Origin of the sequence: Intestinibacter sp. (assembly GCF_051866655.1) — a bacterium.
Taxonomy (GTDB): Bacteria; Bacillota; Clostridia; order Peptostreptococcales; family Peptostreptococcaceae; genus Intestinibacter.
In genome coordinates this window covers 1-11,602 of record NZ_JBJDXL010000474.1, presented here as the reverse complement: position 1 = coordinate 11,602, position 11,602 = coordinate 1, and the positions used below count along the sequence as shown (strand labels likewise).

Here is an 11,602-nt window from a genome sequence, read left to right as displayed (position 1 = left end):
ATGAAGATACAATTAATGCTCTAAGAGATACATTTTATCGTCTAGATATATAGTTAAATGGTGATAAAGCAATACGCTTTAGAGACCCATTAGTATTAGACATTCTTTTAAATACTAAAGTATACGCAGATTACGACGGAACTAACGTTAATAGTCTTCGTTATATTGATACTAATGGAAATAAAATGATAACTTATGAAGAAGCTGCAAATGTAAACAGTCTTTCTAATATGTCTGGTTCTAATAGTTCTATTTTTAATGGAACAGATATAGAATATTTTGAGGAATTGCAGTATTTTACAGGGTTAATATCTAAAAGTGGGATGTGGACTAACTGTAAAAAACTAAGGAAAGTAAAGTTGCCGCTGATACAAAACATGGAGATTGGATTTAAAAACTGTTATTAGTTATAGTATGTAATATTACCATATGGCTTAATTACCAATCAAGGATATATGATTCTTGAAAAGACTATGCTCACAGAAGTAATAGACTTTCCTGAAACTTTTACTTCATTCGCAAGTTCACTTTCTGGACAAAATAGAGCTAGATACATACTTAGATACAATGGAGTAGTATCTTTAAACGGTGGGTTTGGCTATGCCAACAATAGCATTTATTATGTTCCTGACGATTAGGTAGATAAATATAAAATAGCTACAAATTGGAGTGATAAACCAGATAATATACTACCGTTATCAGAATTTAATGACATACAATTAATACCTGGAAAAGGATGGTTAACAGAAGATAAGACATTGATAGAAAACGTATATGAGTATGATTTAGACTATGAAGTAATAAATGGTCCGGGGCACATGGAAGGTAATTACTTAATTGTAGATGAATACAATAAGATAATCACAGTAAAAGGAACTAAAAAAGACGGATCGAAAAGCAATACGAAATAGTTTATTAGGTGTAAAAATTTAAAATTATACACAGAAGCTACTGTTACTGATAACGTAATAGAATACTCAGAACAATGGACTTTTAATTGCTACGAAATAGATGTAACCGGACTGTTCAATATAAAAGTTACTAACACAAAAGAATCGTGGGGTAAAATAATATTACTAGATTCTAACAGAGAATTTATAACATATTATAACGGATAGTATAATGATGCTACTTATACATTTCCAGACAATGCTGTGACAGCTATAGTTAGTACACCAATAAATTCTGGTCATTTTGTAGTTACAGATACAGACCACAATACAGTAGTGTTTGAAGGACATGATTTTACTACGTTTAGATAACAATATAAAAGGCTATTAGTATCAAACTAATGGTATTTTATATAGTAAACACATTAATATTAGTTACGTTACTAACTATATGACAGCATTATCTTTAGCTAACAGATGATAAAATAATATGGTAGTACATTTAGGAGAGTAGACAATGACGTTATTCAAACGCATTTTTGCAAATGGTTGGTAGTCGTTGTGGGGAGCAATAACTTCATTTGCTGCACTTTTAGCACCGGCTATGCCTGCAACTCTTACTGCATATTGCTTTATTACTGCTGATTTATATTATGGTTATAAAGTATCTAAGAAATATGGTTAGAAACAATTTGAATCACATAAATTCTGGAATACAGTTAATAAGTATACTGAAGCTACAGTATTAATATGCTTAGCTTTATTCTTAGATAGTAATATTTTCATGACATATCAGGAGTTAAGCGCAGTAAAAGTAGCAGCTGGTTCTGTTTGTATAGCTGAAGGAATATCATTATTAGAATCTCTAAGAGCATTACATCCTAATTCAACAATATCAAAGCTATTAGCTAAAATAATTAAGTCGAAGGCTGATAAATATCTAGATGTAGACATTTCAGATATAATAGAAGAAAAGATTAAAAATGATACCAATAATAACAAACTTAATTAATTGGTTCTCAAAGAATAACAAATTACTGGCAGTGATTATCATTACGATTTTCTCTGCCATTTTTGTTTTCTAGCGCAATCAGTTAAATAGTAAATAGAAAGAAATAGATAGACTATATAATAATTGCTTATACTATTAGAGTATATCAGATAGTACTATATAGAATAATAGAATACTATAGCTTACTTTAGATGATATGTCTAATAGCAATGATAGTCTGGTTAAAGAAATAGAGTTGTAGAGAAAGCAACTAAACATAAAGAAAAAAGAAGTCTAGCAAGCAACAATACAATCATAGACCATAAATGTAGATACTACTATTGTAGTACATAATGATGATTTTACTATAGACATCAAACCTAATGAACTCACTTCTATTCTTATCAGCAGAAAAGATTCTATACTTAGCGCTAAGTTAGAAATAAATAATAGTTAGACTATATTCATTACTTAGAAAAAGGAATATAAAAGGAAATATAAGAATTGGCTTACTAGACTAATACATTTAGATTTCAAAAAGATTAACAGTAGATAGTATCAAATAGTTAACAGTAATGATTTAATAAAAACAAAAGACGTTCGTATTATAGAAATCAATAAATAAATATAATCAGTATGGATAAATATAAATTTGAACGCCACGAGTTAATGTATGGTCCTCATTTCAATGAAAGCTGCGCTACTGAGGTAGTATCTCATATGGTAAATGAAGATGGAACTAAAGGAGCTCATTGGACTATAGAACAAACTACAGCTTTTGCTAATCAATACGGAGTTAGTTTAACTAGTGGTAAATTTAATAAATATGACTGGTTTGTAGTACTTAATATGATACGTTCAGATTACTATAGATTTATACTCGGTGCCACTAATTCAGATAATCCTAAACACTTTGTAGAGTTAGCTAAAGCTTGGTTAAACGACAAAGATGTAGAAGATGGTAAAACCTGGAACTATTTCAAATACGTTGTTTGTGGCGCTCATCATGAAGATGAAGAGGAAGAAGAGTATGAATATTACTATCCTCGTAAGAAACACTATGAAGAGGATGATTATTATACTGAGCGTGAAATACGTACTCGTAGACCTTATAGAATATCAAGATATTAATCAATTAAATCAAAACAATTATGACTTACGAACCTGAAAGAATTTTAATAGATCGTGGTGGTATTGATGCTGGTACTGCTGCTTTGTTAAAAGATAATAATAACCCTATGTGGGCGATGATGGCTAATGGTGGTATGAATGGTATGTGGAATAACCCTTTTGTCTACTTAGTGTGGATGATGTTTGCTGGTAGATTCTTCAATAATGGAGAATGGGGAGGCAACTGTGGTGGACTACAGAATGCTGAGATACAAAGCTAGATTAGCGCTCTGAGCAGCTAGATGGCTGATAATCAGAATTCTAATCTGTTAATGGATGCTATTAAGGGCAACAATGCTGCTATTGGTCAGTTAGCTTCTAACCTTAACTGTGACTTTAACACTTTGAATCAGTCTATATGTTGCGTTAAGTCTGCTATTGACAATGTAGCCGCTAATGTAGGATTCTCTGCAGAACGTGTTATCAACGCAGTTAATATGGGTGACTGTGGTATTATAACGGCAGTTAAAGACTGCTGCTGCAACACACAGAAAGAGATTATAAAGATGGGTTATGAGAATCAATTAGCTAACTGTAACTAGACTAATACACTTGTAAGTGCTATTAATACAGTTAATACTGGTCTAGAAAGAGGATTCTCTAATATAGCTTATGAGACGCAAGCCCAGACTTGTCAGCTGTTAAATGCTGGTAACGCTAATACTTAGAGAATAATTGATACTCTTAACTGTCATTGGAATAATGAATTGCAGTAGAGATATAATGATGCTAGATTAGAATTATCTCAAAAGAATCAGAATGAATATCTTATTTCTCAGTTGAAGACTACTACTACTGCGTAATATTAATTGGGGCAGGAAACTGCCCCTATATTTCTTATTACTATGGATTTTAAAGATTTAAAGGTAGGAGATTCTTTATATATACTTGAGAGTGCTGGTACGTTTATAAAAACTAATGCTTATCATATAGGTAGTGTAGCTGCTGTAGGGTAGGTTTATGATGATACTAGTATGTAGAATCCTTACTTAAGCAATGTGCTTAAAAAGAAGTTAATAGATATAACTATTAGTTGTAATGGTATATAGAAGAAATTAACTGTAAATGCTGATAAAAGTATAATGAATGATGTAGCTATTGGTCTTACTATAGCTACAGAACGAAAAGACTTAATATCTTAGGTTACTTAGCAATACAATGAATGCTAGGCTAAAATAGCTTCTATAGAGTATTATAGAAATGAAGCTAATAAATGTAGATAGATATTAGAGTAGTTGGAATAGAAAGACAATAGAGAAGGTATAAAGGTTGACTAACGTCAACCTTTTTTCATATGCGCACATCGCAGGAACCTGCTCCTACGACACCTAAAGGTGTCGCACTCGCAGGTTGCCGTTACATATAGCATTATAGCTTTGTAATGGGTGTAATAAATTTTACTCGCTGTGCTCGTTAATGGCTCGCACAGCTCGTAAAACTTATTATAAAGCGTTTTAAGAAAGGCTATAAAGAAATGTAACCGTTTGTATTATATTACAATGAAAGTGTCTTAAAACGCCTTAAAATCGTTTATAATAGATAAACTTAAATATAATGCATTATGACACTTAATAACCTTATAGATGATATATTACTAGAAGCGCGTAATAGTAATATAGGAGAATCTGAGAAATTAAGTAGGCTATAGATAGAATTATGGATAAATAACTATAGAGTTTACTTAATCAGATAGGAACTGGATAAGAAAGAAACTACAGAATTAGATCCAGAGTATGTACAAACAATTAAGGATATACATCTATCACAAGTAGATACAGGGTACGGAGATTGTGTATTTGTAAGTGATATAGAATTACCTTCACTTATAAACTACAAGAGATTTCCTGGTATCGTATCAGTTAAAGATAAAGTAGGTAATCTAATACAGATAGGTCATGAAACTAAAAAGAACTTCTAGCAATATAGAAAGTATAGCTGTAATGACTACATAGCTTATGTAAAGCAGAATAGGCTGTATGTAGAATCACCTGCTAGTATGTTAGAGTATGTAGATGTAGATCTTATAGCTCAGAATCCTTAGAGTATGGTAGACTGCTATGATCCTAATACAGAATACCCTGTACCAGCAAAGCATATATCTACAATTAAAGATTTGATATTTACTAAAGAGTTAGCATATTTACGTAATGCTACTTCTGACGTTACAAATAATTCTAGTGACGATAATTAGAATAAAGTATTAGATAGGAGATATAGATGATTAACGATAATAATAAATACGCAGATAAAACAAAGTCGTACACAATACCTTCATTCTATAACTACTATCTGTAGAATATTGAAAGAGATACTGAATACGACATATCTTATTAGCTGTATAAGAAGATATTAGTAGACTACTTTAAGTATATACAAAGAGAAGTACTTGAGAATAGTAAAGAGTTTAAGTTACCGTGTAGACTAGGTACTATAGAAATAGTCAAAAGTAGGCCAAAGGAATACAGTGGCAAAAGTCTTAGAATAGATTACTAGGCAACCAAACAAGAAGGTAAGCTAGTATATCTGTTAAACGAACACTCTGATTACTACAAGTACAGAATATATTGGAATAAACAGTAGTCTACAGCTTTAAATAAGACAAGATACTAGCTGATAATGACTAGAGCAAATAAGAGAAGATTAGCTGCTATTATTAAGAATAAAGAACACGATTATAGAGAATTATGATATATAATATGATTAGTAGTAAGTCTATAATTGCTAAAGTAATAGCAGACTTAGACTTAAAAGAAAGAGATATTAAAATATCTGACATAAAGGAATGGATAGGAGAAGCTATGGAGAAGATAGGTTCTGTATAGCAATTAGATCACAGAGTAGCTGTAATTCCTGTAACAAACTATTAGGCTAAATTACCTTGTGATCTATATAGACTAAACCAAGTTGCTTTTTCATTTAAAGATAACTGTGGGTGGGTGCCTATGCTTAGAACTGCTAACTCTTTTAGTGTGTACACTAGAGTAAAATGTCAGTGCGACGAGCAAAACAATAGCTGTGAAGGTATGTTAGTATAGGATAATACTTTGATACCTATAGTAAAAAATCTATTTAACTATATAGATGATAAACAGGCATTAGACTAGATTAACACTAATCCTAACATAAAGAGCACTTTAAGCACTCTCATAAATGAATATACATTTGGTAATTGTATTGATTACAATAATTAGTTAGCTTATGATGTAAAACCAGGTTACCTGTATACTTCTGTACCAGAAGGGTACGTTAAAATATCATATCATGCTATACATACTGACAATGACGGTATGCCTATGATACCAGATTTATCTTCATATTCTGAAGCAATTTATTGGTATGTAGTATTGAAGTTCAGCTATCCTAGATACTATAGAGGAGATATGTCTTAGCACGTATATTATGATATGAAGAATAGTTGGAATTACTACAGAAAGCAAGCCTATGCCGAATCTATAATGCCAGATCAAAGTAATATCTAGAGTATAAGCAATACTTGGCATAAGTTGTACCCAGAAATGTTAGATGATGATATATTCTATGATACTACTGGTAGAAGACAAGTAATTTATAATTAGAACTAATATGGATATACAAACAAATACATTTGTAAAAGGAATGGATAGAGATACTGATATCCATTTACTTGGCTAGGATGCTTACAGGTATGCTGAAAATATACGTATAGTTACTAATGATGATGGAACTACTGGTGTACTGTCTAACATTAATGGAGTTCAAGATTACGAACTAAATGACGAACTAGATGAGATAGGACACGATTATATATTAGCTACTGGATCGGTAGGAGACTATATATACTTAATTACTGAGTTTAATAAAGTACAATACATATATAGAATAGATCGTAAAGATAGAACTCCAAAGCTAGTAATATACGGAGAGTTTGGATGGAACGAGCATGTCAAAGTAATAGCGAACAAAGAAAGTGAAGACATAATAAAACTGTACGTTTGTGATGGAACAAAACCTTTAAGAGTATTTAATTTATTAGACAATAGTAGCAATAGTTTAGCTATTCCTGGAAATTATGATATAATTCCTGACGCTAATTTATCGTAGCTGTAGTTCTCTGGTTTTAATAATGGTAAGTTAAAAGCCGGATCTTATCAATACTGTTACCAACTTTTTAACGAAAGAGGTAATAGTTCATTGTTATCTAGTTTGTCTAGCATAATAAGAGTGTATGATGTAAAGTCTGACAATTTTACAGGTAAGAATACAAAGAAGTCTATAAATTTAAGTGTGCACTTAGATAATACTGCCGTATCTAAATTTAAGTATATAAGAATATACAGAATATATTATAAAGATCTTACTGAACAACCTACAGTAGAAATAGCTACAGAATTATAGATAACTACTTCTTATATAACATACAATGACAGTGATAATACTATCTTATCTACTTCTACTATTGAAGAATTAAATAGCATAAGATAGAATATAATAGCCGCCACTATAGAAACTAAAGATAATATACTATTTACAGCAAATACAAAAGATAGTTTGTGGGATATAGATTACGATGCTAGAGCTTATAGACTAAGCCGTGAGAAAATATTACTATTGTAGTCTAGTACTGGGGATAGTATATAGTAGACTATATACGACGTACATAATTTAAATAATTTAGTTCCAGAAGATCATGACTGTATATAGCCAAAAAAAGCTTTTGTTAGAACTGGAGAAGAAACCGAAAGCAATGATACTGAAATTTATTTAGCTTACGATGTGTACGGTAATTTAGGAGGTAGTGGAATTAATGTTAGTTATACGTTTACTACAGAAGCTATTTAGCTAGATAGAGTATAGTTTAATGAAGAAGATAGTTTGAATGATAATCTTGGTATAGAAAGAGCGAATGCAGTTCACATACCAGGTTATATGAGAGGAGAAACATATAGATTTGGTATAGTGTTCTACAACAGTAAGCACCAAAGTACTCCAGTGCATTGGATAGCAGATATAAGAATGCCAAGCTACGATGAGTTACCTCCTTTTTATTTATACGATAGTTATTTAATAGGAAAACCTCTGTATATTAAGTTTGAAGTAGCTAATGTACCACAAGAAGTAGTGGGATATGAAATAGTGAGATGCGAAAGAAGAAGCCAAGATAGATCAATTATAATGCAAGGAGTATTATCTGGAATAGTAAACATAGATAATGATAACAAAATACCTACAAATGCTTAGCAATTAGCTAGTGAGAAAGATTACAGACCTACTGCTATATTAACTTTTTCTAACAACTATGCTATAAAAACAGACAGTTTTAATAATCATACCAATAGTAGTTATTATTCTAAATTACTTGGAATAAAAAGTAACTATCACACTTTAATAAGTCCAGAGATAGACTTTTCTGATTCTAGCATTAAAGATATATTTAATAACGCCAGTATAGAAGTAATAGGTTGGGTTACAAATGCAATAGAAACCGTAACCAGATCTAGTGCAAACGATTATACTAGAGTATTCTTATGTCCCAGATATTTGTACAATTCTTGGGAAGCTACGCCTACTTATGATAATGACAATGTGTGTGGGTTAGTTAGTAATTCTGATGCTGATAATGTGAAGTATAAGATAATATTGGACGTAAATGATCGAAATACTGTTCCGTCTTTAATATCTAAAAAATATGTAACGTATTTCAATGATTCAAACAACGTTTACAATATACATTAGTGTATATATAGTAATTTGTTAAAGCAGAATCAATATACAGACATGACTCCTTACTATTAGCCTATAAATGATGTATCTTATATATCTTTTGCAACAACTACTACAGAATTTAATAAAGACAACTGGACAGCACATGCTAAAATAGGGTATTATGGTAAATGCATGGTTGTAAATACAGATAATATTGATATATATCCAACGTTACCAGACAATTACAATATAATGTCTACTTTAAAATATTCTGAACCAATAAGCTCCTACAATACATTATATACTAGTTTGCCTATAGTAAATGTAATAAATAATACTACATAGTATGGAGGCAATACTTATGCAAATAGAACTAATTCTACATATATTAGTATAGGAGAATATCATAATGGTAGAAATGGGTAGATAACTGTAAGGGGTGGAGATACATACGTAGATATATTAGATCATAAGACGTGTAGCCCTGTTCCAAACGTAAACGATGATAAATTCAACTAGAAAGACTAGTTAATAAGCGTAGTAGACTATATACCGTTTGAAACTACTGTATTACTAAATTCAAATAACGGTTAGAATAACAGCAGTTCTTTTAATGGAACTAATATTAATCCTTATTTATCTACTACGATAGAGCAAGGGATGCTTGGAGACTATAATGTACAAACTAGACCTTATTACTCATATAATGACGCTTATTCTGTAGAACCATATGCAAAAGTATTTACTGATAAAGGTTTATATGCTTTGACTGATATAAGTACTCCTAATAGAATATACGCGTCTTAGATTAAGATGGCAAATGAACTCTAGGATAGTTGGTGTATATTCAAACCTGCAGATTACTTAGACGTAGATAATAAATATGGTTAGATAACTAATCTAAAACTGTTTAAAGACAAATTAGTATTCTTCTAGGATTAGGCTGTAGGGGTTGCATCTGTAAATGAAAGATCTCTTATAACTGACAACAATGTGTCTTAGCTTACTTTAGGTACAGGTACCATATTAGCTAGATACGATTATATAACTCATAACAATGGTTCATCTATAGTAAATGACAAAAGTATAGTAGATTCTTACTACGGGCTTTATTGGTTTGATAAAGACAAGAATGAGATATGTTAGTTTGCAGAATCAGTAGTAAAACTATCAAAGTAGAAGAATATATAGAGTGATTTGAATAAATAGTAGGTTCAAGTTTGCGACGCTTACTATGATAATAAGTATAATGAAGTATGTTTCTCTACTAATATAAATACATTAGTGTTTAATGAAAGAGCTTAGGCTTTCACTTCTTATTATACGTTTGCTCCGGATTTTCATGTAAGTTTTTCTGATAAGTTACTTTACGTAAAGAACAGTCATTTCTACGAAGATGCAGAAAATCCGTTTATTACTAGTAATATATAGTTAGTAATAAATAAAAATCCTTTATCAACTAAGACGTTTGATAATGTATTTATGCACGGATACTTTAGTAATATAAACGATATGCTAAGTAATGTAAAGTTCGATACTAAGAGTCAAACTTCTTCGTTCTTAAAGGATATAGATGATAACTATATAATAGATTATAGAGAAGATACGTATAGATTTGCTATAGGTAGATAGGAAACAAACGATGACGATATGTCATATTCAGGTAGATTAAAGGGTAAATATCTAATATGTGATTATACTTTCGATTGTAAAGGAAATAACTTTAGTTTACCCAGTATTAGTACAACATTTAGACAATCATTAGTATAATTATGAATTTTGATAAAGCAAGCGCCCTTATGTAGGGCGGTCAGATGTTATTTACAAATTTAGCACAAGGTAGTCAAGGTTACGATACCAAAGAATAGGCAGCTACTTCTGCCATAAGCGGGGCATTGCAAGGAGCTTCAGCAGGATCTGTTTTTGGGCCTTATGGAGCAATAGCCGGAGGAGCGTTGGGATTTGCATCTAGTGCGTTTAGCAATGGTAAAGTAGTTGGTAGAGGATTTACAGAAGCCGGTACTTTAAAAAAGGGAGGTTTATTAGGTCATACTCCTTATAAATCGTACAGAAATTCTTAGAATGCGGCTTGGGGAAATAAGACTGCATTGCAAACAGGACAGGTTGCGGAATAGGAATATGCTGACAATATGGATAATATTAACGTATTAGGACGCGCATACGGAGGAGATATACCGTATCACCCCATTAAGTTAAGTAAAGGAGAAGTATATGTAGACAAAGAAGGTAATGCTACTAGAATAGGTAAAGCTAAGCCTAATGGTAAGGATGATGTATTAGCCTTAGCTAAAGGAGGTTACGTATTCAGTCATTCTCCTAAAATGAAAGATAAAATAACTGGAGAAACACCTGCAGATGAGGCTGCAAGAATGTTAAATATGAAGAAGATTAAGAATGTAGACAGATTTTCTTAGGGTACTAAAGATGCTTAGAATTTAGTAACTAATATTCTAAAGTAGAAACAAGAGGCAAAAAGAGTATAGACTAGTATTAATAAGTTTTCAGACGGAGGAGAAGATTGGTCTAATTTTATGAATGAGCTATATGATAGCACATATCATGCTAATGACAGCTTGTATTATGGTGCGTATCAAGCTAGTAGTGAAACTGAAAACTCTAAAAATGTACTAGGTAATGTAGGCAATATAGTTTCTGATATTACTCCTACTATTATGTAGTTATTTGCTAAACCAGAGTAGGTATAGCAAGTAGGTAATCCTTACTCTGGATAGGTACTTTCTACTCTCAGAGGTAGAAATTCTAACAAGTATCTAAGTAATACTAGAGCGGCTTTAGAAAGACAGCAAGCTATAACTAATTACAATACGCGTAATTTAGGTAATTTAGG

The 11,602-nt window shown here is 31.3% G+C and carries 17 protein-coding genes and 2 pseudogenes; all 19 read left to right on the top strand.

The window, feature by feature from the left end:
* Positions 1–185: 185 nt before the first annotated feature.
* On the top strand, positions 186–407 hold the full coding sequence (locus ACI3VO_RS14275) for a hypothetical protein (RefSeq protein WP_439758560.1): 222 nt from the start codon (positions 186–188) through the stop codon (positions 405–407).
* A 48-nt stretch (positions 408–455) separates the two neighbouring features.
* Positions 456–638, top strand: coding sequence for a hypothetical protein (locus tag ACI3VO_RS14270; protein WP_439758559.1), 183 nt, complete (start codon positions 456–458; stop codon positions 636–638).
* Positions 639–758: 120 nt separating this feature from the next.
* Entirely contained in the window at positions 759–911 is a 153-nt protein-coding gene (locus ACI3VO_RS14265) for a hypothetical protein (protein ID WP_439758558.1), read from the top strand.
* A gap of 538 nt (positions 912–1,449) precedes the next feature.
* Positions 1,450–1,575, top strand: a complete 126-nt coding sequence (locus tag ACI3VO_RS14260) for a hypothetical protein (RefSeq protein ID WP_439758557.1) — start codon at positions 1,450–1,452, stop codon at positions 1,573–1,575.
* A gap of 99 nt (positions 1,576–1,674) precedes the next feature.
* Complete coding sequence (locus ACI3VO_RS14255; RefSeq protein ID WP_439758556.1) at positions 1,675–1,902, top strand: hypothetical protein; 228 nt, start codon at positions 1,675–1,677, stop codon at positions 1,900–1,902.
* A gap of 615 nt (positions 1,903–2,517) precedes the next feature.
* Positions 2,518–3,012 carry a DUF7841 family protein gene (locus tag ACI3VO_RS14250; protein ID WP_439758555.1) on the top strand — a complete coding sequence of 165 codons (495 nt, stop codon included), beginning with the start codon at positions 2,518–2,520 and terminating at the stop codon, positions 3,010–3,012.
* Between the two features lie 20 nt (positions 3,013–3,032).
* On the top strand, positions 3,033–3,272 hold the full coding sequence (locus ACI3VO_RS14245; protein ID WP_439758554.1) for a hypothetical protein: 240 nt from the start codon (positions 3,033–3,035) through the stop codon (positions 3,270–3,272).
* 21 nt (positions 3,273–3,293) lie between these two features.
* On the top strand, positions 3,294–3,593 hold the full coding sequence (locus ACI3VO_RS14240) for a hypothetical protein (RefSeq protein WP_439758553.1): 300 nt from the start codon (positions 3,294–3,296) through the stop codon (positions 3,591–3,593).
* Positions 3,594–5,095: 1,502 nt separating this feature from the next.
* Positions 5,096–5,242 (top strand): hypothetical protein, encoded by a 147-nt coding sequence (locus tag ACI3VO_RS14235; RefSeq protein ID WP_439758552.1) that lies wholly within the window; start codon positions 5,096–5,098, stop codon positions 5,240–5,242.
* A 493-nt stretch (positions 5,243–5,735) separates the two neighbouring features.
* A pseudogene (locus ACI3VO_RS14230) lies at positions 5,736–6,086 on the top strand (hypothetical protein).
* A gap of 171 nt (positions 6,087–6,257) precedes the next feature.
* A pseudogene (locus tag ACI3VO_RS14225) lies at positions 6,258–6,530 on the top strand (hypothetical protein); the annotation flags it as partial.
* Positions 6,531–7,221: 691 nt separating this feature from the next.
* Entirely contained in the window at positions 7,222–7,425 is a 204-nt protein-coding gene (locus ACI3VO_RS14220; protein ID WP_439758551.1) for a hypothetical protein, read from the top strand.
* A 477-nt stretch (positions 7,426–7,902) separates the two neighbouring features.
* Entirely contained in the window at positions 7,903–8,268 is a 366-nt protein-coding gene (locus ACI3VO_RS14215) for a hypothetical protein (RefSeq protein WP_439758550.1), read from the top strand.
* Positions 8,269–8,568: 300 nt separating this feature from the next.
* On the top strand, positions 8,569–8,763 hold the full coding sequence (locus ACI3VO_RS14210; protein WP_439758549.1) for a hypothetical protein: 195 nt from the start codon (positions 8,569–8,571) through the stop codon (positions 8,761–8,763).
* Between the two features lie 630 nt (positions 8,764–9,393).
* Complete coding sequence (locus ACI3VO_RS14205; RefSeq protein WP_439758548.1) at positions 9,394–9,540, top strand: hypothetical protein; 147 nt, start codon at positions 9,394–9,396, stop codon at positions 9,538–9,540.
* Between the two features lie 675 nt (positions 9,541–10,215).
* A complete protein-coding gene (locus ACI3VO_RS14200; protein WP_439758547.1) occupies positions 10,216–10,365 on the top strand; it encodes a hypothetical protein in 150 nt (49 codons plus the stop codon).
* 263 nt (positions 10,366–10,628) lie between these two features.
* A complete protein-coding gene (locus tag ACI3VO_RS14195) occupies positions 10,629–10,814 on the top strand; it encodes a hypothetical protein (protein ID WP_439758546.1) in 186 nt (61 codons plus the stop codon).
* Positions 10,815–10,883: 69 nt separating this feature from the next.
* Positions 10,884–11,168, top strand: coding sequence for a hypothetical protein (locus ACI3VO_RS14190; RefSeq protein ID WP_439758545.1), 285 nt, complete (start codon positions 10,884–10,886; stop codon positions 11,166–11,168).
* Between the two features lie 117 nt (positions 11,169–11,285).
* Positions 11,286–11,432: a hypothetical protein gene (locus tag ACI3VO_RS14185; protein ID WP_439758544.1), complete on the top strand. Its 147-nt coding sequence runs from the start codon at positions 11,286–11,288 to the stop codon at positions 11,430–11,432.
* The last annotated feature ends 170 nt before the right edge of the window (positions 11,433–11,602 follow it).

Excerpts from the sequence above, each read along its gene's own strand:
- ACI3VO_RS14270 (WP_439758559.1), top strand. The coding sequence starts at position 456 with ATGATTCTTGAAAAGACTATGCTCACAGAAGTAATAGACTTTCCTGAA.
- ACI3VO_RS14235 (WP_439758552.1), top strand. The coding sequence starts at position 5,096 with ATGGTAGACTGCTATGATCCTAATACAGAATACCCTGTACCAGCAAAG.
- ACI3VO_RS14240 (WP_439758553.1), top strand. The coding sequence starts at position 3,294 with ATGGCTGATAATCAGAATTCTAATCTGTTAATGGATGCTATTAAGGGC.
- ACI3VO_RS14250 (WP_439758555.1), top strand. The coding sequence starts at position 2,518 with ATGGATAAATATAAATTTGAACGCCACGAGTTAATGTATGGTCCTCAT.
- ACI3VO_RS14205 (WP_439758548.1), top strand. The coding sequence starts at position 9,394 with ATGCTTGGAGACTATAATGTACAAACTAGACCTTATTACTCATATAAT.
- ACI3VO_RS14245 (WP_439758554.1), top strand. The coding sequence starts at position 3,033 with ATGACTTACGAACCTGAAAGAATTTTAATAGATCGTGGTGGTATTGAT.
- ACI3VO_RS14275 (WP_439758560.1), top strand. The coding sequence starts at position 186 with ATGATAACTTATGAAGAAGCTGCAAATGTAAACAGTCTTTCTAATATG.
- ACI3VO_RS14200 (WP_439758547.1), top strand. The coding sequence starts at position 10,216 with ATGCACGGATACTTTAGTAATATAAACGATATGCTAAGTAATGTAAAG.
- ACI3VO_RS14255 (WP_439758556.1), top strand. The coding sequence starts at position 1,675 with ATGACATATCAGGAGTTAAGCGCAGTAAAAGTAGCAGCTGGTTCTGTT.
- ACI3VO_RS14190 (WP_439758545.1), top strand. The coding sequence starts at position 10,884 with ATGGATAATATTAACGTATTAGGACGCGCATACGGAGGAGATATACCG.
- ACI3VO_RS14185 (WP_439758544.1), top strand. The coding sequence starts at position 11,286 with ATGAATGAGCTATATGATAGCACATATCATGCTAATGACAGCTTGTAT.